The organism is Microbispora sp. H13382, from assembly GCF_014161445.1.
Lineage (GTDB): Bacteria > Actinomycetota > Actinomycetes > Streptosporangiales > Streptosporangiaceae > Microbispora.
Genome location: NZ_JABBXA010000003.1, coordinates 263,408 through 285,716, shown reverse-complemented (window position 1 = coordinate 285,716; position 22,309 = coordinate 263,408). Strand labels below are relative to the sequence as shown.

The following is a 22,309-nucleotide window of genomic DNA, read 5'->3' as shown; positions in this document are numbered from 1 at the left end:
CCGGGGCAACGGCGTGCCCGGCCGCTATCAGTCGTCGTCGACGATCTCGCCGTGCACCACGCGGCCACGGCTCGCCCCGGCGGGCCCACCGAAGCCCTCCGCCCCGTCGAAGCCCGCCCCGCCGAATCCCGCGGTCCGGTCGAAGAGCGGCGCGTACGGCGAGCGGGCGGCGAGTGAGCGCACCCGGCGGCCGAGGAACCACGACAGCCAGCGGCGGGCGATCGGCCGGGTCAACGGCAGGATCATGAAGAAACCGAACACGTCGCTCAGGAAGCCGGGGGTCATCAGGAGGGCGCCGCCGGCGACGATCAACGCGCCGTCGGCGAGTTCCCTGTCCGGCATGCGACCCGATTCGATGGTCGTGCGCAGCGCCGCCCAGGCCCGCCGTCCCTCCCGGCGCACCAGCCAGGCGCCGAGGATGCTGTCGGCGATGAGCAGAGCGACCGTCTCCCACCCGCCGATCACGGACCCCACCCGGATCAGAAACCAGATCTCCAGGACGGGAACCAGGAGGAACCCGAGGAACAGCCCGATCCGCACCATGTCTTGCCCCACTCACCCCGGCACTCGTACGTCTGCGTCAACGTCCCCGCGGCCGCTGGGGTTCCTGTGGATCGCGCCTATCGCCGCGGGCGAAACCGGTCGGCGAACCCCGTGACCCCCCAGACGGCCACGCGCCAGAAGGCCTCGATGATGATCCTCCGGCTCATCTTGCTGCTGCCCACGGTGCGCTCGACGAACGTGATCGGCATCTCCCTGACCCGCAGGCCCTGCCGAACGGTGCGGAGCGTGAGGTCCACCTGGAAGCAGTAGCCCTGCGACTCGACGTCGTCCAGCCCGATCTTCTCCAGCGTGGCCGCCCGGTAGGCGCGGAAGCCGGCGGTGGCGTCGCGGACCGGGATGCCGAGCACCAGCCGGACGTAGGTGTTGGCGCCCCGGGACAGCAGCTCACGCGAGAACGGCCAGTTGACGGTCTTGCCGCCGGGCACCCACCGGGACCCGATGGCGAGGTCGGCGCCGTCGGTCACCGCGTCGAGCAGCTTGTGCAGTTCCTCGGGCTGGTGGGACCCGTCGGCGTCCATCTCCACCAGCACGTCGTAGCCCTCGGCCAGGCCCCACCGGAAGCCTGCGATGTAGGCGGCGCCCAGCCCCTGCTTGCTCGTCCGGTGCAGGACGTGGACGTGGTCGTCGGCCTCGGCCAGTTCGTCGGCGATCCGGCCGGTGCCGTCGGGGCTGTTGTCGTCGGCCACGAGCAGGTGAACGTCGGGCAGCGCCTCACGCAGCCGCCGCGTGATCATCGGGAGGTTCTCCCGCTCGTTGTACGTGGGGACGATCACGAGCACCCGCCCTGGGGTCCGCTCCATCAGCTTTTCCTCCGCCCAGAGATGGCCGCCACCGTCGCTCCGGCTCCCATGAGTATCAAAACCCACTCCGGCAGCGCACCTACCCCTGCCGCCACCGTGTTCTTCGTCCTGACGGGGACGTCCAGGACGTTCATCCCCGCCACCAGCTCGCCCGTACGCCAGCCGACCCGGCCGTCCGGGCCGACGTACGCGGAGATGCCGGTGGTCGCCGCGGTGACCACCGCGCGGTTGAACTCCACCGCGCGCAGCTGCGACATCGCGAGCTGCTGCGGCGGCAGGTTGGTGAGCGCGTAGCTGGCGTTGTTGGTCTGCACGACCAGCGGGGTGCCGCCCGCCAGCACGGTTTCACGCACCGTGCTGTCGAACGCCACCTCGTAGCACTCGACGGTCCCGATGGTCACCGGGCCCATCCGCAGCGCCCCCGGCCTGTTTCCCGGAACCGACTGGCGGCCGACCAGGTTGGCCCGCGACGACAGCGCGAGGAACAGGTCCTTCATGGGGGTGTACTCGCCGAATGGCACGAGCCGCTGCTTGTCGTAGTACGCGCCGGGGCCGGTGACGGGGTCCCAGACCACGCCGCGGGTGGCCCGCTCCTCGGTGCCGATCTTGACCACCGCGCCGACGAGGACCGGCACGCCGATGTCCCTCACAGCGGAGTCGATCACCTGCCGGGCGAACTCGCTGCTGTAGGGGTCGATGTCGGTCGAGTTCTCCGGCCACACCACGATGTCGGGCCGCGGGAGCTTCCCGGCGCGTACGGCCTCGGCCATCCGGTGCGTCTCGTCGGCGTGGTTGCGCAGCACGACGGCGGGCTCGTCGCCGAGGAAGTACATCCCCCGCCCAGGGACGTTGCCCTGGATGACACCGATCCGCACTGTCCTGCCCTCGTCGCCGGGCCGGGGCACGACCAGCCCCAGCACCGGTACGGCTATCGCGGCGAGGAGCGTTCCGGCAACCACCCGGTCGGCCCGCCACGTCGGCGGACGCCGTGTGACCAGCGCGGCGAGCAGCATCCCCGTGAGGGCGACCGTGAAACTTACAAGTGGGGCGCCGCCCAGCGCGGCGAAGCCGGTGTACGGCGACTCGCCCTGGCTGAAGGCCAGCCGCGCCCAGGGAAAGCCCCCGACGGGGAACAGTCCCCGGGCCCACTCCTGTGCCACCCACAGGCAGGCCACCCAGAGCGGCCACAGGCGCAGCCGCATGACGAGGGCGGCGAGACAGGCCAGCGCCGCCCAGAACAGGCTCTCGATGCCCGTCAGGGCCAGCCAGGCGTCGTCCCCGATGGGGCGGACCCAGGCCAGCGTCGGCAGGAGGAACGCCAGCCCCCCGGCGTATCCGATCCAGGCGGCCCGGCGCGGCCTGGTGCCGCGGACGGCGAGGGCGAGCAGCGCCAGGCCCACGGGCGCGCAGAACCACCACCCGAGGGGCGGGAAGGCGAGGTAGAGCACCAGGCCGCCCGCGACGGACGCGGCGAGGCGGATCAGCGCGCCCGGCACTCGCGCCCGGGGCGCCGCGGCGGCGGCCGGCTCCGCGTCCTGTGCCGTCTTCAGTGCCACGGGACAGTTTCTCCTCGCGTGTCGATGGGCCCGCGTCCTGGTGCGGAAAATCACCCCAGGTCAGGGTCGCAGACGGCGGCGGGAGCCGCCAAACCGGCCCTCGGCAACTCTACGAGGAAGTGAAGGGGGCCCGGGCGGCCCTTCGGACCGGTTCCGTCCCGTCGGCGGCGGGCGCGGAGCTCCGTTGTCTACTGGGTGCCCGGGCCCCTCCTGGGTCCAACCCCCCGGCCGGCTGGGGTGCCCCGCCTCGGCGGAACGCCGCCCTGCGCCTGGTGTGCTGACGGGATCACGCTCCGTCATCGACGCAGAGGCCAGCGGCGCCATAGAACGGCCAACCGGTCAGTCCCGTGCTGGACTTTGCAGCAAACTACCGACCTCAGCGCAGATGTCAACCGCGTCCCGATCAGCGGAAACACCACGTTTCCGCAGGTGGGAGCGGTGTCGGTTCAGCGCCGTTCCAGGCCGGTCAGAGCCTCCGGCAGATCGCCGGTGTGGACGACCCCGAGGCGGCTCGTGGCCCGGGTGAGGGCCACGTAGAGGTCGCTCGGGCCGCGCGGCGACTCGCGCAGGATCCGGCCGGGCTCGACCACGATCACCGAGTCGAACTCCAGCCCCTTGGCCTCGGTCACCGACAGCACCGCCACGGGCGCGTCCAGCGCGGCCGGGCCGGGCCCGGTGGCGGCATCGGGCACGACGGCCCGGACCATCCGCCCGGTCTCCCCGACCATCCCCGCAGGGGCGATGACCACGAGGCGGCCCCCCTCGACGACCTCGGCCGCGACCGCGGGACCCGCCTCCACCAGGGACGCGACCCGCAGGGCCCACGGCCGCTCGCCGGTCTCCCGCACCGACTCCGGCGCCTTCAGGTCGGGGCCGACCAGTTCGAGCACGCGGGCGGCGACCTCCATCAGCTCGGCGGGGGTGCGGTAGTTGACGCTGAGCCGCTCCTCGCGCCAGCGGCCCGCGACGTACGGGTCGAGGACCCGCGCCCAGCTCGCCGCGCCGGCGGCCGACCCGGTCTGGGCGATGTCGCCGACGATCGTCATGGAGCGGCTCGGGACGCGGCGCATGATCACCCGCCAGGCCATCTCCGACAGCTCCTGGGCCTCGTCCACGATCACGTGACCGAAGGCCCACGTGCGGTCTCTGGCGGCCCGCTCGGCCGTGGTGAGATATGTCTCCTCGGCCTGCTGCCGTTCGGCGAAGCGCTCGGCGTCCATGATGTCGGCCAGGCCGGTCAGTTCCAGCACCTCGCGGGCGTAGGCGATGCGCTCCTCACGCTCCTGCTCGGCCCGGCGGGCCGCCCGCAGCACACCCTCGTCGATGTCCCCCAGCAGCTCGGCGGCCTCGTCGAGCAGCGGCACGTCGGCCACGCTCCACCAGTTCTCGCCCGGCTTCTCCCCCGCTTTGGGCGGCTCGCGCAGCAGCAGGTCGCACTCCCGCGCGCCCAGCCCGGCCGCCGCCATCCGCTCGCGTTCGGTGAACAGCCCGATCAGCAGCTGCTGCGGGGTCAGGTACGGCCACAGCCGGTTGAGCGCCACCCGCACCGGCTCCTCGGTGCGCAGGTCCTCGCGCAGGTCGGCGAAGTCGGCGTCGTCGAGCGCGCCGCGCCCCAGGTGCCTGGCCGCCTGCCGAGTGAGCGCGGTCAGCAGGTGCCGTACGAACACGGCCCTGGCCTGGTTGTGCGGCCGGCGCGAGCGGTGGGCCTTCGACCTGGCCGACTCCAGCGTCTGCCGGTCGAGCTTCAGCGTGAACTTGTCGAGCCGGATCTCCACGGGCGTGCGCGGCATCCGCTGGCGCTCCCGTACGGCCCGCGCGATCACGTCGGCCATCCCGATCCGGCCCTTGACCGCGGCGGCCTCGGGCGGATCCTCCCGGGTCGCGGTCAGACCGGGGTACAGCTCGCCCACGGTGGACAGCAGCACGTCGGTCTCGCCGAGGGACGGCAGCACCTGCTCGATGTAGCGCATGAACGTCGGGTTGGGCCCGAGGATCAGCACGCCCCGGCGTTCCAGCCGCTCGCGGTAGGTGTACAGGAGGTAGGCGGCGCGGTGCAGGGCCACCACGGTCTTGCCGGTGCCCGGCCCGCCCTGGACGACGAGCACGCCGTTCAGGTCGCTTCTGATGATCTTGTCCTGCTCGGCCTGGATGGTCGCCACGATGTCGCGCATGCGGCCGGTGCGCTTCTCGCCGAGCGCGGCCAGCAGGGCAGCCTCGCCGTTGAGCGAGGCCCGGTCGGCGTCGGTGAGGCCGTCGAGGTCGAGCAGGTCGTCGTCGATCGCGGTGACCCTGCGGCCCCGCGTGTGCAGGTGCCGCCGCCGGGTGACGCCCATCGGGGCGGCCGGGGTGGCCCGGTAGAACGGCTGCGCCACCGGGGCCCGCCAGTCGATCAGCAGCCGGTGCTGGTCGTCGTCCGACAGGCCGATGCGGCCGATGTACAGCCGGCTCGCGTCGGCGTGATCCAGCCGGCCGAAGCACAGGCCGTTCTCCACCGCCCACAGGCGGGCCAGCCGCTGGGTGTACATGACGGCGAAGCTGTCGCGCTCCGAGCGGTTCTGGTGGGTGCCGAAGGCCCCCTGGGCCAGCACGGCGTCGAGCTGCCCGCGCGTGCGCTCCCGCAGCACGTCGAGGCGCTCGTACAGCGCGGCGACGTACTTCTGCTCCCGGGCCAGCTCGCCCGTCGAAGACTGTGGCATAGGCCGCCAGATTCTACGTGCCGTCCCGCTCTTTGCCCGCATCGGGCACGAGGGGGTCACAGGTGGATCTCGGCGTCCAGCGCGCTCTTGACGGCGTCCGGGCCCGTTCGTACGGTCGCGTCCATAGTTAGGAAACTTTCCTAACGCATGGCGGTAGGAGAACGCATGACCCGGCCCATCGCGGGGACGCCGAGCCTGCTGCGCGCGATCAACGACCGCGCCGCGCTGATGGTGCTGCTGGAACGCGGTCCGCTGACCCGGCCCGAGCTGGGGGCGCTGACCGGCCTGTCCAAACCGACCGCCTCCCAGCTGCTGGCCCGGCTCCAGGAGGCCGGCCTGGTCGTCCTGGACGGCATCCGCGAGGGCCTGCCGGGCCGTACGGCGGAGCTCTACCGGATCAACCCCCGCGCGGCGCACGTGGCGGCGCTGGACGTCACCCCGGCGCGCATCGCGGTCGCGGTCGCGGACGTCACCGGCGCGGTCGTCGCCGAGCACCGCCTGGCCACGCCCGGGCGCACCGGCGGCGACGTGGTGGAGCGGGTCAGAGCCGCGCTCACGGGGGCGTGCGGCCCGGCCGGCCTCGACCCGACGGAGCTGAGCCGGGTGGTCGTCGGCATCGGCGGCGCCGTCGACCCCTCGACCGGCAGGCTCGGCTACGCCGCCCACATCCCCGGCTGGCACATCCCCGACCTGATCGGGACCCTCCGCGACGGGATCGGCGTGCCGATCGACGTGGAGAACGACGTCAACCTCGTCGCGCAGGCCGAACGGTCCCGGGGCAGCGCCCGCGGCCACCAGGACTACGTGCTGCTGTGGGCCGACGAGGGCATCGGAGCGGCCCTCGTCATCGGCGGCCGCCTGCACCGCGGGGCGACGGGCGGCGCGGGCGAGGTCGGCTACATGCCCGTGGTCGGCGCCCCCACCGCGCGGGACGTCGGCAGGCGGGCCAACCACGGGTTCCAGGCGCTGTCGGGCGGCCCGGCCGTGCTCGCCCTCCTGCGCGCGCACGGCGTGCGCGGCTCCACCCCGGCGCGCGCCGTACGCAACGCGGTCGCCGCCGCCGCGCGCGGCGGCCCGGCCGGCGAGAGCGCGCGCGAGGCCCTGCGCGACCTCGCCGGCCGTCTCGCGCTGGGGCTGGCCGCGATCACCGCCGTGGTCGACCCCGAGATCGTCGTGCTGTCCGGCGGCGTGCTGCTGGCGGGCGGCGAGGTCCTGCGGGAGACGGTCGAGCGCGAACTGCACGCGCTGACCATCCCCCGGCCCCGCGTGCTGCTGTCCACCCTGGAGGGCAACCCCGTCCTCGCCGGGGCCCTCGACCTCGCGCTCGGCGCCGTACGCGAGGAGCTGTTCGGCGCGGTGAACACATCCCCTTCTATGCGCTAGGGAGGCACCCCCCATGAAACGCCTTCTCCTCGTCTCCGCTGTGACCGGGCTGGCCGCGCTCACCGCCTGTACGGCCGGCACCGAGAGCGGGCCGCCCAAGGTGGCCCAGAGCGGGGCGAGCCACGACCCGGTCACCATCGAGTTCTGGCACGGCTTCAGCGCCGACAACGAGCTCAAGGCCTTCGACGAGACCCTCGCCGGCTTCCGGAAGAAGTTCCCCTGGATCACGGTCAAGCCGACCAAGGCCGTCCAGGACTCCCAGATCCTCCAGTCCGTGCGCGGCGGCAACCCGCCCGACGTGGCCCTGTCGTTCACCACCGACAGCGTCGCCGAGTTCTGCAAGGCCGGGATCTTCCAGGATCTCAACCCGTACCTGAAGGCGAGCGGCATCGACCCGGCGGCGCTGTTCCCGAAGGTGATCGCCGAATACACGCGGTATCAGGGCAGGCGCTGCGTGATGCCCATGCTCGCCGACGCGTACGGCCTCTACTACAACAAGGCGCTCATGAAGGGCCACGAGCCCCCGAAGACGATGAGCGAGCTGGCCGACCTCGCCAAGAAGCTGACGGTCAAGGACGACAAGGGCGACATCAAGGTCGCCGGGTTCGTCCCGACCAGCCAGATGTACGAGAACGCGCCGATCCACACCGGTGTGATGGTCGGCGCGAAGTGGACCAACCCCGACGGCACCTCGGCCATCGGCTCCGACCCCCAGTGGAAGAAGCTGATGACCTGGCAGAAGGACCTCACCGACTGGTACGGCTACGACAGGCTCGAGAAGTTCCGCAAGAGCTTCGGCGACGAGTGGTCGGCCGAGAACCCGTTCACCACGGGCAAGGTCGCCATGGCCGTCGACGGCGAGTGGCGCACGGCCATGCTCGCCGCCGACGCCCCGGACCTCGGCTACGGCACCGCGCCGCTGCCGGTGGCCGACGACCAGCCCCAGCGGTACGGCGCGGGCTTCATCACCGGCACCGTCATCGGCATCCCGCGCGGCGCCGGGCACCCGGAGGCCGCCTGGGAGCTGGTGAGATACCTCACCACCGACACCGGCACACTCGTCACGCTGTCGAACGCGATCAGGAACGTGCCGAGCACGCTGCCCGCGCTCCAGTCGCCCGATCTCAAGAAGGACCCGAACTTCCAGACCTTCCTCGACGTCTTCGCCAACCCGAACAGCACCACGCTGCCGGCCCACGTCAACTCCGTCTTCAACCAGCAGACGCTGCAGGAGGCGCAGATCAAGTGGGAGTCGGGCCGCGCCTCCGACCTGGACGCGCTGCTCGCCGAGGTCGACAAGAAGATCGACGAGAAGCTCAAGCTGACGGCGGGCGGCTGAGCCGATGCGTGGGAACCTGCGCGCCCTGCTCTACCTGTCCCCCTGGCTCGCCGGGTTCGCGATCTTCTTCGTCTACCCGCTGCTGTCCACGGTCTACTTCTCCTTCCAGCGGTACGACCTGTTCACGCTGGAACCGGTCGGGCTGCTCAACTGGGAGTACTTCCTCAAGGACCAGGCGGCCTGGACGGCGATCCGCAACACCCTGTGGCTCGTCGTGGTGATGGTCCCGCTGCGGGTGCTGTTCGGCCTCGGCGTGGCCCAGCTGGTGACCCGGCTGAAGGCCGGCGTGGGGGTCTACCGCACGATCTTCTATCTGCCCGCCCTGGTGCCGCTGGTGGCCGGGACGCTCGGGTTCGTGTTCCTGCTCAACCCCGGCACCGGGCCGGTGCAGGCGATCCTGTCGGCCGTCGGGCTGCCCGCGCCGGACTGGTTCGGCGACCCTGCGTGGTCGAAGTGGGGGCTGACCCTGCTCGGCCTGTGGTCGGTCGGCGACCTGATGGTCATCTTCATGGCCGCCCTGCTCGACGTGCCCAAACAGCTCTACGAGGCCGCCGCCATCGACGGCGCGAACGGCTGGCGGCAGTTCACGTCGATCACGCTGCCGGTGATCCGGCCGGTGCTGATGTTCGCGCTCGTCACCGGGGTGATCCAGACGCTGCAGTACTTCACCCAGGCCGAGGTGGCCGCGCGGGTGGCGTCCGGGGCGACCGACTCGGCCGGGTCGGTCTTCACCCCCGGCTACCCCGACCAGTCCACGCTGACGTTCCCGCAGTGGCTGTTCCAGCAGGGCTTCCGCGACTACGCGATGGGCTACGCCTGCGTGCTCGCGCTGGTGCTGTTCGCGGTGGCGATGGCGTTCACGCTCATCCTGCTGCGGCAGTTCCGCTTCACGGAGGAGGAGTCGTGACCCGGACCGCGCTGCTGTGGGTCGCCCGGCACGCGCTGGCCATCGCGCTCGCGCTGATGTTCCTCGGCCCGCTGGTGTTCATCGCGCTCACGGCCCTCATGAGCGACCGGCAGGCGCTCACCTCCGACCTGTGGCCGCACACCTGGAACTGGGGCAACTTCGCTGAGATCTTCGCGAAGGCGCCGCTGCTGACCTGGATCCGCAACACGCTGCTCTACTCGCTGCTCGCCACCGCGTTCATGCTGGTGTCGTCGATCCCCGTGGCGTACGCGCTGGCGCGGTTCCGCTTCCGCGGGCGGCGGCTGGCGTTCCTGCTGGTGATCACCACGATGATGCTGCCGCCGCAGGTCGTGGCGGTGCCGATCTACCTGATCTGGGCCCGCTTCCACCTGACCGGCACGCTGTGGCCGCTGATCCTGCCGATGCTGCTCGGCGACGCGTTCTCGATCTTCCTGCTGCGCCAGTTCCTCGTCACGATCCCGCGCGACTACTCCGACGCGGCGAAGGTCGACGGCTGCGGCGAGTTCCGGACGCTCGTGCGGGTGATCCTGCCGATGGCCCGCCCGGCCATCGCCGCCGTGGCGCTCTTCCAGTTCTTCTACTGCTGGAACGACTACTACGGGCCCCTGCTGTACGCGGGGACCGACCTGGACAACTGGACGCTGTCGCTGGGGCTGGCGGCGTTCCGGTCGGTGCACCGCGTGCAGTGGAACCTCACGATGGCCGCCACGCTGCTGGCCATGGCCCCGGTGATCGTCGTGTTCTTCTTCGCCCAGAAGGTCTTCATCGAGGGCGTCAAGCTGACGGGAGTCAAATGAAACTGGCCGTTGTCGGGGGCGGTTCCACGTACACGCCGGAGCTGATCGACGGTTTCGCCCGCCTGCGCGGCGAACTGCCGCTGTCGGAGATCGCGCTCATCGACCCCGACGAGCGCCGGCTCGCGACGGTCGCCGGGATGGCCCGGCGGATGCTCGCCCGCGCCGGGCACCCCGCCGCGCTGACCACAGCCACCCGCGTGGAGGACGGCGTCGCCGGGGCCGGGGCGGTGCTGCTGCAGTTGCGCGTCGGCGGCCAGACCGCCAGGAACGTCGACGAGACCCTGCCGCTGGAGTGCGGCTGCGTCGGGCAGGAGACCACCGGGGCCGGGGGCCTCGCCAAGGCCCTGCGGACCGTGCCGGTGGTGCTCGACATCGCCGAGAAGGTGCGCGCCCTCGCGCCCGGCGCGTGGATCGTCGATTTCACCAACCCCGTCGGCGTCGTCACCCGGGCGCTGCTCGACGCCGGCCACCGGGCGATCGGGCTGTGCAACGTGGCCATCGGGTTCCAGCGCCGCTTCGCCGCCCTTCTCGGCGTGGCCCCCGGGCGGATCACACTCGGCCACGTCGGGCTCAACCACCTCACCTGGGAACGGTCCGTCCTGCTCGACGGCGTCGACGTCCTGCCCCGCCTGCTGGACGACCACGGAGAGGAGATCGCCGAGTCCGTCGGCCTGCCGGTGGAGCTGGTCCGCCACCTGCGCGCCGTGCCGTCGTACTACCTGCGGTACTTCTACGAGCACGACCGCGTGGTGGCCGAGCAGCGGACCTCGCCGTCGCGCGCGGCCGAGGTGGCCGCGATGGAGGCGGAACTGCTGGAGATGTACGCGGACCCGGCGGTGGACACCAAGCCCGGCCTGCTGGACAGGCGCGGCGGCGCGTTCTACTCCGAGGCCGCCGTGGCCCTGGTCGCCTCGCTCGCCGGCGACCGCGGGGACGTCCAGGTCGTCAACACCCGCAACAACGGCACGCTGCCGTTCCTCGACGACGACGCGGTGATCGAGGTCACGGCCGCCGTCACGGCCGCGGGCGCCGTCCCGCTGCCCGCCGATCCCGTGGAGCCGCTCCACCGGGGCCTGATCGCCCACGTGTCGGCGTACGAGTCGCTCGCCCTGGAGGCGGCGCTGCACGGCGGCACGGACCGCGTCAGGGACGCCCTGCTGGCCCATCCGCTGGTCGGCCAGGCGTCCCTCGCGGACGGCCTCGCCGCGCGCCTGGTGGAGGCCAACCGCGCCTTCCTGCCTTGGGCGGTGTCGAGGTGACCCTGCCGCGCACCGTGCTGGCGGTGGACGGCGGCAACAGCAAGACCGACGTCGCCCTCGTCCGCGAGGACGGCACGGTGCTGGCCGCCGCGCGCGGGCCCGCGTTCCTGCCGCAGAGCGCCGGGACCGGGGCCGCCGTCGAAGTGATCGGCCGGACCGTACGGCGCGCCCTCGCCGGCGAGACCGCCGCGCCACCGTACGCCGACCACGTCGCGGCGTACGTCGCGGGGGCGGACCTGCCGGTCGAGGAGGAGCGGCTGCGGGCCGAGCTGCTGGCCCGCGGGTACGCCGCGAGCGTGGTCGTCGGCAACGACACCTTCGCCCTGCTGCGGGCCGGGTCGTCCACCGGATGGGGCGTGGCCGTCGTCTGCGGCGCCGGCATCAACGCCGTGGGGGTCTCCCCCACGGGGCGGGTCGCCCGGTTCCCCGCGCTCGGCCGCCTCAGCGGCGACTGGGGCGGCGGCCACCATCTGGGCGAGGAGGCCCTCTGGCACGCCGTACGCGCCGAGGACGGCCGCGGCCCCGCGACCGCGCTGACCGAGGCCGTGCGTGCCTGTTTCGGCACCGCCACGGTCGAGGAGGCCGTCGTCGGGCTGCACTTCGGGGACCTGCCGGGCGACCGGCTGCACGCGCTCGTGCCGTCCCTGCTGGCCGCCGCCGCGGACGGCGACGCGGTCGCCGGGTCGCTGGTGGAACGACAGGCCGAGGAGATCGCGCTGCTCGGCGTCGTCGCCATGCGGCGGCTCGGCCTGCTCGCCGCGCCCTGCGAGGTCGTGCTCGGCGGCGGCGTGCTGACCGCCCGCCACTCCCTCCTGACGTCGCTGGTCGAGCGGCACTACGCCGAGCGAGCGCCGCTCGCCCGGCTCGTCGTGGCCGGCGTGCCGCCGATCGTGGGCGCCGCGCTGCTCGGCCTCGACCGCCTCGGCGCGCCCCCCGAGGCGTACGCCCGGCTGCGGGCGCACTTCGCCCAGGAGGGGGGCGGCGCTCAGCCGGTCACGTCGCCGTCCAGCTCCTTCTCGATCACCGGGGACCGGTAGTCGTACGGCGTGCTGAGGACGACGGTCGTGCGCGTGCTCACGTTGGCCGACGCGCGGATCTGCTGGAGGAGCTCCTCCAGGGCGAGCGGAGAGGCGACGCGGACCTTGAGGATGTAACTTTCATCGCCCGCGACGCTGTGGCACGCCTCGATGGCGGTCAGATGGCTCAGCCGTTCCGGCGCGTCGTCCGGCGCGGAGGGGTCGATCGGCTTGATCGAGACGAACGCGGTCAGCGGAAGGCCGATCTCGTCGTAGTCCACGAGAGCGGCGTATCCGCGGATGACACCACGCTTCTCCAGCCTGCGTACCCGCTGGTGAACCGCGGAGACCGACAGTCCGGTCTCCTTGGCCAGATCGGTGAAGCTCATCCGGCCGTCAGTCGCCAGCAGGGTGACGATTCGGCGATCGATCTCCTCCACCCGAGCAACGGTAGCGGCGGCGGGACCTTCCCGGGGAATCGCCACCGGACGGCCGCCCCGCGCACGGCCCCGCCCCGTCCGCGGCGGCCGATTCCGTGAACGCGCGGAAACGCCGTTTCCCGAGAGCACGCGACGCGGCAGGCCCGCGCACCCTGATGACAACGCCGGTGCCGTGACCTACGCTGAAAAAGCTCCTCTCCGGTACCCCTCCGGCGTCCGCCCGATACCCAGGAGGAAACGGTCGTGAATGACGGTCGAATAGGAATCCCCGATTTGCGGGACGTGTCGCTCGCGGAATTGACCGCGGACGCGGACGGCGCCGTGAACCGCCTGGTGACGCATGTGCTCGGGGAGACGGAAACGACCGGGACGGCGGTGTTCAATTCGGCCATCTGACGGCGCCGCGCCGCCTTTGGTCACCGAATACGTCCTCAAGATTCACAACCGGTGCGACCTGGCCTGCGATCACTGCTACGTCTATGAGCACGCGGACCAGAGCTGGCGCCGCAAGCCGCGGGCGATCGGCGGGGCGACGGTACGGTGGGCGGCCCGGCGGATCGCCGAGCACGCGGCCGCGCACGGTCTCGGCGAGATACGCGTGGTGTTGCACGGCGGCGAGCCCCTGCTGCTCGGGGCTGCGGGGCTGCGCGAGGTCCTGGCCGTGCTCCGCTCCCGCGTCGATCCCGTGTGCCGGCTGGATCTACGCCTGCACACCAACGGCGTGCTGCTCGACGAGACGCTGTGCGCGCTCTTCGACGAGTACGCGGTGCGCGTGGGGGTGTCCCTCGACGGCGACCGCGCGGCCAACGACCGGCATCGCCGGTTCGCCGACGGGCGGAGCAGTCATCCCCACGTCCGCCATGCCCTCGAGCTGCTGAGGCGGCCGGAGTACCGGCACCTCTACGCCGGGCTGTTGTGCACGGTCGATCCGGCCAACGACCCGATCGCGGTCTACGAGGCGCTGCTCGCCGAGTCGCCGCCCAGCCTCGACCTGCTCCTCCCCCACGCGACCTGGGACCACCCGCCGCCCCGGCCCGGCGGGGGCACGCCGTACGCGGACTGGCTGGGCCGCGTCCACGCCCGGTGGACCTCCGACGGCCGTCCGGTCGCCATCCGCCTGTTCGACTCGATGCTGTCCGCCGCGTCCGGAGGGCCCAGCCTGGGCGAGTCCGTGGGCCTCGACCCGGTGAACCTGCTGGTCATCGAGACCGACGGCGGCTGGGAGCAGGCCGACTCGCTGAAGACCGCCTTCGACGGAGCCCCTGAAACCGGGCTGAACGTCCGCACGCACGCGGTCGACGCGGTGGCGGCCCTTCCCGGCCCGGCGGCCCGCCGCGGCGGCCTGGCCGCGCTGTGCGAGACATGCCGATCCTGCGAGGTGGTCCGCGTGTGCGGCGGCGGCCTGTACGCGCACCGTTACCGCACGGGGAGCGGCTTCTCCAATCCCTCCGTCTACTGCCCGGACCTCAAGGCGCTCGCCGGTCTCGTCGTCCCGGCCGCGAAAGCCGCCCCCGCCCCGGACGCCGGCTCCACGGGGACAGCCGCTCACACGCTGTCCCCGGCCGCCTTCGACTCGCTCGCGCGGGGCCCGGGCGATCCCGCGGCGGTGGCGGCGCTCGCGCAGGCCGGGCTGTCGCTGACCCGGGCGCTGGTCGCCCGCGTCGCCTCCGGCCTGCCGGACGGAGCAGGCGAACTGGAGCAGGCGGCCTGGGAAGGGCTGGCCCTGCTCTCCCGGGTGGACCTCGAACGGCCGGCGGCCGTGGCGGAGGTCCTCGCCCATCCCTGTACGGCCGTGTGGGCGTCACGCTGCCTGCGTCCGCCGCGCGCGGCCCGCGCCACGCTGGACCTCGCCCACCTGGCGGGGATCGCCGCCTCGGCCGCGCTGCACGCCGGAATGGAGGCCGAGCTGCCGCTCCCCGTCCGCGACGGCTCCCTGCACCTGCCGGCTCTGGGCGTGCTCCGGCTGGGGCGGCAGGCGGGCCGTACGATCCGCGTCTCGGTCTCCTCGCGGGGGCTGTATGCGGCCGGACGGCGGGTCACCGGGCAGGACCCGCGCTGGCTGCCCGTACGGTCGGCCAGGTTCGGTGATCGCACCGTTCTCGTGGACGACCTCGACGCCTTCCGCGGCCGGTCCGGATGGCGTCCGGCGGGCCGTCTCACAGGCAGCCGCTGGGAGGGCTGGAGGACCTGCCTGGACGGCGCGGGCAAGCGCCTGGAACAGGACGCTCCCGCCTACGCCCGCGCGCTCAGGGCGGGACTGCGGGCCGTGGTGCCGCTGCGCCCCGGGCCGCCCCGCGGGCACCGCGCGGGCGGCCTCCGGCATCCGCTGGGCGCGGTCGGGCTGCCGCCGCCGGGCTCCGGCGATCTCGAGGTCGCCCTGCTCCGCGAGTTCCAGATCGCCAAGCTGGACGCGCTGACGACCCTGCACGGCCTCGTCGAGGTCACCCCGCAGGCCCCCGGCCGAATCCTCCGGGAGGCCTACGCGCGGCTGGCGCAGGCGGAGCTGTGGCGGGTCACGCCCGGCGCGGACGCCCGAGACAGGTTCGGCAGGCTCAGCGCGCGGATCCACGAGGCGATCGACGTCCTGACCGCCTCCGGATCCCTGACACCGCACGGCGTCCGGTTCGTCGCGGGCATGCGGGCGACCGTCGGCTCGTGGGCCGGGGACTGACCTCGCGAACCCCGGAAGTTCTCCGCGAGAAATGGTTACCATCAAAGCGATATAAGAAAGCGGGGTGTGCGGGTTGGGCGATCGGGCTTTCGCCGATCTTGATCCGCGGGCGCCGCTGTTCTTTATGAGTTACGCGCACACGGAGAAGAACACACCGCCGGGCCCCAACGAGCTCGCCATGCGATTCTTCAATGATTTGTGCGTGGACCTGGCGGTATTGGTGCCCCGCATCCCGGGCGCGCCGTACGGCTTCATCGACAGGTCCATGGGCGGCGGCGAACGCTGGGAGGGCGAGCTGCTCGACGCGCTCGGAACCTGCCAGGTGTTCATCCCCCTGCTGATGGCGCCGTACATGCGGAGCAAGTGGTGCGCGATGGAGTGGCACGGCTTCTCCCGCCGGCGCGTCGTGCGGCTGGACGACTCCGCCTCGGTTCACCAGACCTGCATCCTGCCGGTCATCTGGGCGCCGGCGCCGGACGGCTTTCCCGAGATCGTCGGGTCGGTCGAGCGGTTCGCGGGAGAGAACCTGCACATCTTCGCCGAGGAGATCGCTCTGTACGAGGCCCACGGCATTTTCGGACTGCGCCGGCTCGGCAGGTCGAACGAGTACCACACCGTGGTCTGGCTCCTGGCGCAGCGCATCCAGAAGATCCTCATGCACCATCGCGTCGAGCCGCTCGCGCTCGACGTGAGGACACTCGGCACCAGCTTCGAGGAGCCGCGATGACCGACACCACCCGGAACGCCCCCTGGGAACGGCATGGCGGCTACTTCTTCCTCAGCTACGCCCACTCGCCTCCCCTGCCGGGCAGTTCCGGCGCCGATCCCGACCAATGGGTCCGGCCGTTCTTCCGCGACCTCAACACGGCCGTGCGGGCACTCGCCCGCCGCGACCTCGGCGTCTCCCCGGGCTCCTTCGACCAGGACGTCCGCGCCGGCACGGACTGGAAGGCGTGGCTCTCCCGCGCCCTCGGCTCCGCGGAGGTCTTCGTCGCGCTGTACTCCCCCGGGTACTTCGCCAGGTCCTGGCCAGGACGTGAGTGGGCCTGCTACCGGCAGCGGATGGTCGACGCCGGGGTGGCGGATCCGCTCACCCGGATCGTCCCCGTGCTGTGGGCGCCGCTGCCCGACGGCGCGGACCGGCCGGAGCTGCTCCAGCTCGACGCCGGCTCCGTGCCCGGCTACGCGGAGCACGGCCTGCGCGCGCTACTCAAGATCGCTCCGATGCGCGGTTCCTACCACGCGGTGCTCGACCGGCTGGCCCGGCGGATCGTCGAGCTCGCCGAGGGATCGCCCGTCGGACCCTCGGAGATCGCGGACATCACGACGGCCGACAGCCCGTTTCCCTCCGCCGAGGCCCACCCGGTCTTCGAGGTGACCGTGGCCGCGCCGGCCCTCGCCGCCCTCCCGGCGGGCGCCGATCCCCACCGGTACGGGACCAGCTCGTGGCTCTGGCGGCCGTTCCTGGACGAGCAGGAGCTCTCCCTGGCCGAGTACGCGGCCGGCGTCGCCGAGCGGCTGGAGTTCGCGGCCGTGGTCAGGGACGTCCTGAGGCCCGAAGCGGAGCGGCTGCCCGGGGTGGCGCTCATCGATCCCTGGTTCGTCGCGGACGAGGACGCCGCGGGCCGGCTGGACGCCTTCGTCCGGGGTCTACCGCCCTGGGTGGTTCCTCTCCTGGTGCCCGATCCCCGTGGGGGTGAGCGTGCGGACCGGCTCGCGGAGCGGACCAGGGGGCTTCTCGAACAGGCCGGAGCGCTCCGTACGGAGTCGGCCCGCGAGGCCGTCGCCGGCGTCCGCTCCCTGAAACATTTCGCCTCGATCATGCCGCGCCTGGTGGTGGAGGCCGAGCGGCAGTACTTCCGGCACGGTCCCAAGCCCGACCCGGACGATGTCGCGTCGCCGCGGCACCGGCTGGCGGGCGGGCCCGGGCCGAGCACCCTCACTCCGCCACTGGACACCCTCGGCGAGGAGACACATGGCTGACATGGACGACAGCAGGCAGCCGCGCACCCGCGACGGCCAGATCGTCACTTTCTATTCGTACAAGGGCGGCACCGGGCGCACGATGGCGCTGGCCAACGTCGCCTGGATCCTCGCGTCCAACGGCAAGCGCGTCCTCGTCGCCGACTGGGACCTCGACTCCCCCGGCCTCTACCGGTTCTACCAGCCGTTCATCGACATCTCCGTCGCGGGCGAGCCCGGCATCGTGGACCTGATCCGCAGCTACGAGTGGGCGGCACGGCGTGCCCTGCCGGCCGAGGGGAAGCCGGCCGACGCCCGGGCCCGCCTCCGCAGGGTGATCCAGGAGCAGGCCCAGGTGCGGCCGTACGTCTTCTCCCTCGACTGGCCCTTCCCCGACGGCGGCGTCCTGGACTACCTGCCCCGCGGACGGCAGAACCTGGACTACACCCGCACGGTCAGCGCCATGGACTGGGACCTGTTCTTCGACGTGCTGCACGGCGCCGACTTCTTCGACGAGCTCCGCGCGGACATGAGGCGCGACTACGACTACGTCCTCATCGACAGCCGCACGGGGCTGAGCGACGTCGCCGACATCTGCACCATGCACCTGCCGGACGTGCTCGTCGACTGCTTCACGCTGAGCAACCAGGGCATCCTGGGAGGCGCCCAGGTCGCCAGGACCGTCCAGGAGCGCATGCTGTCCAGGGACATCCGGATCCTGCCCGTCCCCATGCGGGTGGACCAGGCGGAGATGGACAAGATGGAGGTCGGCCGCGCGTTCGCCTTCCACGCCTTCCGCGGCCTGCCCGCCGGGCTGAACGAGGCCGGCCGGCAGGAGTACTGGTCCGCCGTCGAGGTGCCCTACCAGGCGTTCTACGCCTACGAGGAGATCCTGGCCGTCTTCGGCGACCCTCCGGGCAAACCCGGATCCCTGCGGTCGGCGTACGAGCGGCTCACGGCCAGGCTCACCGACGGCGCGGTCACCGCCATGCCCTACCTGGACGAGGCGGTGCGCCTGCGCACCCGGCAGCGGTTCATCCGCAAGCCCCCCAACGAGATCCTGCTGGACTACCTCCCCGAGGACCAGGCGTGGGCGGAGTGGATCGGCGGCGTCCTCACCGCGGCCGGCCTCACGGTCCGCGACCCGCTGGACGAGCCCGACCACGACCAGTGGAGCGAGAGCCTGGCGTCCGTCCTCGCCGTCGTCACCCCGGCGTACATCAGGCAGGTCCGCGGGACCCTGTCCCCCCGGCAGCCCGCCTACGCCCTCTACACCGCGAGCGTACGGCCCGTGGCCCCGCTGTCGTCCGCCACCGCGGCCTTCCTCGCCGGCCTGCCGGAGGACGAGGCGGTCGCACAGCTTCTCGAGATGGTCGACATGGGGGCGCCGCCACCCGCCCGGACGCTCGGCGCCCGCTACCCCGGCGCCGCACCGCAGATCTTCGAGGCCCCCGCCCAGAACAAACTGTTCACCGGCCGGGAGGACATTCTCCGCCACATCCGCGACGAACTGCGCGAGAACGGCAGCGCCGTGATGCGCCCCCTCACGATCCTGGGCAGCGGCGGCATGGGCAAGACCCAGATCGCGATGGAGTACGCCCACCGCTTCGCCGCGGCGTACGACCTGGTGTGGTGGGTGGACTGTGAGCAGCCCCAGTTCGTCGACGCGTCGCTGGCCGACCTGGTCGCCCGGATGCGCGGCCCCGCGGCCGCCGGCCCGGCGCTGACCTCCGCCGAGGTCGTTCCCGCCGTCAGGCAGGCGCTGGGGCAGGGTGAGTTCGCCCGGCGGTGGCTGCTGGTGTTCGACAACGCCGACGACATGGAGCACGTCACCCGCTTCCTGCCCGGAGGCAGCGGTCACGTGCTGATCACCTCACGCAACCGGGAGTGGGAACACCGGTCCCACGCGGTCCAGGTCGACGTGTTCAGCCGTGAGGAGAGCGTCGCGCACCTGCTCCGCAGGGTCGGCGAGACCCGCATCAGCATGGCCGAGGCGGGCAACGCCGCAGAGGCTCTGGGTGACCTCCCCCTGGCGGTCGCCGCCGCCGGCGCCTGGCTGGCCGAGACCGACATCTCCGTGGACGCCTACCTGGACCAGCTGAGGGCACAGCCCCTCCGGGCGATCTCGCGGAGCAGGCTCGCCGAGTATCCCGAGTCGCTGTCGAAGGCGTGGGACATGTCTCTGCAGAAACTGCGGGACAGGTCCGCCGCCGCCTCCCGGCTGTTCGAGCTCTGTTCGGTGATGGCTCCCCGCATCGGCCTCGACCTGCTCAAGTCCCGGGCCATGGTGGAACTGCTGCGGCCGCTGGACCCGACGCTCGCTGAGCCGCAGGACATCACCATCTTGATCCGGGAGCTCGACCGTCTGGCCCTGATCAAGAACGACACCCCCGCCCAGCGCATCCATGTCCACCTCGTGCTCCAGGCGGTCGCGAAGGAGCGGATGACGGAGGAGGAACGCGCGACGGCCCGCCTGGACGTGCAAGGGGTGCTCGCGGCGGCCCGGCCGGAGAAGGACGTCGACGACCCGGCGAACTGGCCCAGGTATCAGATGATCTGGCCGCACCTGGAGCCCGTGGGTGCCGTGTACTCCGGCCAGGAGCCGGTTCGCACGCTGCTCATCGACCGTCTCCGCTACATCTGGCTGCGCGGGGACCTGCCGCAGGCGGAGGAGTTCGGCAGGAGGACCGCGGCGGTGTGGGAGGACATGCTCGCGGCCGAGACGGACCCGGACGCCGCGGCCCGGCTCAAGCGGCAGTTGCTGCACCTCAGGTTCAATCTCGGGAACGTCATCCGCAGCCTGGGCCGTTTCGAGGAGGCCCGGGCGATGAACGAGAGCACCCTCGCCGAGCAGCGGCGTGTTCTGGGCAACCACCGCCACACCCTGCTGACCGCCGGCAGCCTCGCGGCGGACCTGCGGGCGCTGGGCGACTACGCCGATTCGCTGGCCATCGAGGAGGAGACCTACCGGACCTGGCGCGCGATCCATGGCGTGGAGGAGCATGGCACCCTGGCCTCCGGGAACAACCTCGCCGTCTCCTACCGGGTCAACGGCAGGTTCCGTGAGGCGCTGCAACTCGACGAGGAGACCCTGAACCAGCGCCGCTCGGCGCTCGGTACCGCCCATCCCTTCACCTTGTTCAGCGCGGTCAACCGGGGTCGCGACCTACTGGAGGCCGGTGACTACGACGCGGCCGCCGCGCGCATGGCGAAGACCGCCGCCGAATGCGCCGAGCATCTGGGCAGCGGTTCGCCCGTCAGCATGAACGCCCAGGTGGTGTACGCGATGGCGCTGCGGGCCACGGGAGCGATGGAAAGCTCGGAGGAGAGGTTCCGGGAGGCCTGGTCACTGCTGCGCCGGCGCTTCGGAGACGACAGCTTCGACACTCTCACCTGCCGCCTGGGCCGGGCGGTGACCTTGCTGGGCCTCGACCGGATCGACGACGCGGAAAGGGAGATCGAGGAGGTCCTGGAGACATACCGGAGCCGGCTCGGCGAGGACCACCCCCACACGCTCGTCTGCAGGCTCAACATGGCGAGCGCACTCCACCTGCGGGGCGACCAGGAGAAGGCGCTGACGGAGGTCAGAGCCGCCGCCGCCGGCTTCGCGGCCAGGCTCGGTCCCGACCACCCCTATCACCTGGCCGCGAAGGCGGCCGAGGCGGCGATGCTGGCCGACGCCGGCCGGCTGGAGCACGCCGCCGACATACAGAAGGACACCCTGGACCGGATGAGCAGGTCTCTGGGGCCACGGCACCCGGACACGCTGCGCTGCCAGGCGAACCTGCTGCTGGTGCGCGAACGCCTGGGGGCGGCGGAGGCCGCCGCCGAGCGCGAAACGCTCCTCGGCCAGCTCGCCGCGGTGCTGGGTGACGACCATCCGACCGTCACGACGCTGCGGGCAGGGCGGCTGGTGGGCCGCACGCTGGACCCACAGCCCTTCTGATCAGCGCGCGAAACCCGTCCCGGCCGACGCGAACCGTGTTCGCGCGGCCGGGTCCACCATCCAGGCGAGAACCTGCGGAAGCACCTCCACGGCGCCGAAGTGCGCCACCCCCGGCTCGACCTTGAGTGTGACGTGCGCGATCTGGTCGGCCAGCCACAGCGTGTGCTCGACCGGAGAGAACATGTCGTCCGCCCCATGCCAGAGCAGGACCGGAACGGAGATGTCGGACAGCTCGAACTTCCAGGGCCGGCGCGCGCCCAGCACGTCGTCGATCCAGCCGTCGGGCCCGCGCCGCAACGCCTCCGCGTACGTGTCGATCAGCAGCCGCCGGATGCCGACATCCTCGATGACCCGGCGGTCGGAGCTGGTCAGTTCGGGCAGGAGGAACCTGAGCAGATACTCCGGATCATGCAGGATGTGGTCTGTGCGCTCGGTCAGGTCGGCCTCGACCGCCGAGACGTCGTCGTCGGCCGAGGTGTACTCCTCGACGTTGGAGCTGGTCATCCCGGCGAACCAGTCGAGATCCGGCGCGTCCGCCGGCGCCAGGCCGACGAGGACGGCGGCCCGCTCCACCCGGCCGGGCAGCAACGCGGCACAGGCCAGAGCGTGCGGCCCGCCCCCGGACCGGCCGACGACGCCGAAGGCGCCGAGGCCCAGCGCGTCCGCGATCGCGCTGACGTCGTCGGCGCTGTCGGACACCGTGCGTCCCGGTCTCCGGCTGGATTGTCCGTACCCGGGCCTGTCGTAACAGATCAGCCGGACGCCGAGTCGTTGCAGGACGACTCCTCGGGGGCGGGGACCGTGACGGCTGCCCGGTGTGCCGTGCAGCAGGAAGACCGGTTTGCCGTCGGGCGCCCCGATGGAGTCCACCGCCAGGGCACGGCCGTCGGCAGCAGTGACCACCTGCGTCAACTCAAGCCTCCACAACGGACGGGCCCGCCTGGCACTGCAC

The 22,309-nt window shown here is 72.2% G+C and carries 16 protein-coding genes; 10 read left to right on the top strand and 6 right to left on the bottom strand.

Features of this window, described 5'->3' with window-relative positions:
* Window positions 1–27: 27 nt before the first annotated feature.
* The 4 genes from HHX41_RS08910 to HHX41_RS08895 all read right to left on the bottom strand — a co-directional run bounded on the left by HHX41_RS08910 (window position 28) and on the right by HHX41_RS08895 (window position 5,616).
* Complete coding sequence (locus tag HHX41_RS08910) at window positions 28–543, bottom strand: FxsA family protein (RefSeq protein ID WP_182905522.1); 516 nt, start codon at window positions 541–543, stop codon at window positions 28–30.
* Window positions 544–620: 77 nt separating this feature from the next.
* Entirely contained in the window at window positions 621–1,364 is a 744-nt protein-coding gene (locus tag HHX41_RS08905; protein ID WP_182905521.1) for a polyprenol monophosphomannose synthase, read from the bottom strand.
* A complete protein-coding gene (gene lnt, locus HHX41_RS08900; protein WP_310741857.1) occupies window positions 1,364–2,920 on the bottom strand; it encodes an apolipoprotein N-acyltransferase in 1,557 nt (518 codons plus the stop codon). The genes HHX41_RS08905 and lnt overlap by 1 nt, the downstream gene beginning before the upstream one ends.
* 446 nt (window positions 2,921–3,366) lie before the next feature.
* Window positions 3,367–5,616: an AAA family ATPase gene (locus tag HHX41_RS08895; RefSeq protein ID WP_182905520.1), complete on the bottom strand. Its 2,250-nt coding sequence runs from the start codon at window positions 5,614–5,616 to the stop codon at window positions 3,367–3,369.
* Window positions 5,617–5,781: 165 nt separating this feature from the next.
* On the opposite strand from HHX41_RS08895, the gene HHX41_RS08890 reads away from it, so the two are divergent.
* The 6 genes from HHX41_RS08890 to HHX41_RS08865 are packed head-to-tail and all read left to right on the top strand — an operon-like array spanning window position 5,782 to window position 12,359.
* Entirely contained in the window at window positions 5,782–6,999 is a 1,218-nt protein-coding gene (locus HHX41_RS08890; protein ID WP_182905519.1) for an ROK family transcriptional regulator, read from the top strand.
* Window positions 7,000–7,012: 13 nt separating this feature from the next.
* The gene (locus HHX41_RS08885; RefSeq protein WP_182905518.1) at window positions 7,013–8,338 is read left to right on the top strand and encodes an extracellular solute-binding protein; all 1,326 of its coding nucleotides are present in this window, start codon (window positions 7,013–7,015) and stop codon (window positions 8,336–8,338) included.
* Between the two features lie 4 nt (window positions 8,339–8,342).
* Window positions 8,343–9,245, top strand: coding sequence for a carbohydrate ABC transporter permease (locus HHX41_RS08880; protein WP_169982302.1), 903 nt, complete (start codon window positions 8,343–8,345; stop codon window positions 9,243–9,245).
* Window positions 9,242–10,063 carry a carbohydrate ABC transporter permease gene (locus tag HHX41_RS08875; protein ID WP_310741856.1) on the top strand — a complete coding sequence of 274 codons (822 nt, stop codon included), beginning with the start codon at window positions 9,242–9,244 and terminating at the stop codon, window positions 10,061–10,063. Before HHX41_RS08880 ends, HHX41_RS08875 begins: the two co-directional genes overlap by 4 nt.
* Window positions 10,060–11,322 carry a 6-phospho-beta-glucosidase gene (locus HHX41_RS08870; protein WP_182905517.1) on the top strand — a complete coding sequence of 421 codons (1,263 nt, stop codon included), beginning with the start codon at window positions 10,060–10,062 and terminating at the stop codon, window positions 11,320–11,322. Before HHX41_RS08875 ends, HHX41_RS08870 begins: the two co-directional genes overlap by 4 nt.
* A complete protein-coding gene (locus HHX41_RS08865) occupies window positions 11,319–12,359 on the top strand; it encodes a BadF/BadG/BcrA/BcrD ATPase family protein (RefSeq protein ID WP_310741855.1) in 1,041 nt (346 codons plus the stop codon). The genes HHX41_RS08870 and HHX41_RS08865 overlap by 4 nt, the downstream gene beginning before the upstream one ends.
* Here the strand turns inward: HHX41_RS08865 and HHX41_RS08860 are convergent.
* On the bottom strand, window positions 12,308–12,778 hold the full coding sequence (locus HHX41_RS08860) for an Lrp/AsnC family transcriptional regulator (RefSeq protein ID WP_169982299.1): 471 nt from the start codon (window positions 12,776–12,778) through the stop codon (window positions 12,308–12,310). The two genes, HHX41_RS08865 and HHX41_RS08860, sit on opposite strands and share 52 nt — an antisense overlap.
* A 412-nt stretch (window positions 12,779–13,190) precedes the next feature.
* Here HHX41_RS08860 and HHX41_RS08855 point away from each other — a divergent pair, with 412 nt between their 5' ends.
* The 4 genes from HHX41_RS08855 (at window position 13,191) to fxsT (ending at window position 21,357) form a co-directional block, all read left to right on the top strand.
* Window positions 13,191–15,449, top strand: coding sequence for an FxsB family cyclophane-forming radical SAM/SPASM peptide maturase (locus HHX41_RS08855; protein ID WP_220503868.1), 2,259 nt, complete (start codon window positions 13,191–13,193; stop codon window positions 15,447–15,449).
* 124 nt (window positions 15,450–15,573) lie between these two features.
* Complete coding sequence (locus tag HHX41_RS08850) at window positions 15,574–16,176, top strand: hypothetical protein (RefSeq protein WP_249350002.1); 603 nt, start codon at window positions 15,574–15,576, stop codon at window positions 16,174–16,176.
* Window positions 16,173–17,432 carry a TIR-like protein FxsC gene (locus HHX41_RS08845; protein WP_182905515.1) on the top strand — a complete coding sequence of 420 codons (1,260 nt, stop codon included), beginning with the start codon at window positions 16,173–16,175 and terminating at the stop codon, window positions 17,430–17,432. The genes HHX41_RS08850 and HHX41_RS08845 overlap by 4 nt, the downstream gene beginning before the upstream one ends.
* On the top strand, window positions 17,425–21,357 hold the full coding sequence (gene fxsT, locus HHX41_RS08840; protein WP_182905514.1) for an FxSxx-COOH system tetratricopeptide repeat protein: 3,933 nt from the start codon (window positions 17,425–17,427) through the stop codon (window positions 21,355–21,357). The genes HHX41_RS08845 and fxsT overlap by 8 nt, the downstream gene beginning before the upstream one ends.
* Here fxsT and HHX41_RS08835 read toward each other — a convergent pair whose 3' ends face one another.
* Window positions 21,358–22,260, bottom strand: a complete 903-nt coding sequence (locus HHX41_RS08835; RefSeq protein WP_310741897.1) for an alpha/beta hydrolase — start codon at window positions 22,258–22,260, stop codon at window positions 21,358–21,360.
* Window positions 22,261–22,309 lie beyond the last annotated feature (49 nt).

Coding starts and splice junctions, on each gene's coding strand:
- HHX41_RS08890 (WP_182905519.1), top strand. CDS start 5,782: ATGACCCGGCCCATCGCGGGGACGCCGAGCCTGCTGCGCGCGATCAAC.
- HHX41_RS08870 (WP_182905517.1), top strand. CDS start 10,060: ATGAAACTGGCCGTTGTCGGGGGCGGTTCCACGTACACGCCGGAGCTG.
- HHX41_RS08895 (WP_182905520.1), bottom strand. CDS start 5,616: ATGCCACAGTCTTCGACGGGCGAGCTGGCCCGGGAGCAGAAGTACGTC.
- HHX41_RS08885 (WP_182905518.1), top strand. CDS start 7,013: ATGAAACGCCTTCTCCTCGTCTCCGCTGTGACCGGGCTGGCCGCGCTC.
- fxsT (WP_182905514.1), top strand. CDS start 17,425: ATGGCTGACATGGACGACAGCAGGCAGCCGCGCACCCGCGACGGCCAG.
- HHX41_RS08910 (WP_182905522.1), bottom strand. CDS start 543: ATGGTGCGGATCGGGCTGTTCCTCGGGTTCCTCCTGGTTCCCGTCCTG.
- HHX41_RS08845 (WP_182905515.1), top strand. CDS start 16,173: ATGACCGACACCACCCGGAACGCCCCCTGGGAACGGCATGGCGGCTAC.
- HHX41_RS08905 (WP_182905521.1), bottom strand. CDS start 1,364: ATGGAGCGGACCCCAGGGCGGGTGCTCGTGATCGTCCCCACGTACAAC.
- HHX41_RS08850 (WP_249350002.1), top strand. CDS start 15,574: ATGAGTTACGCGCACACGGAGAAGAACACACCGCCGGGCCCCAACGAG.
- HHX41_RS08880 (WP_169982302.1), top strand. CDS start 8,343: ATGCGTGGGAACCTGCGCGCCCTGCTCTACCTGTCCCCCTGGCTCGCC.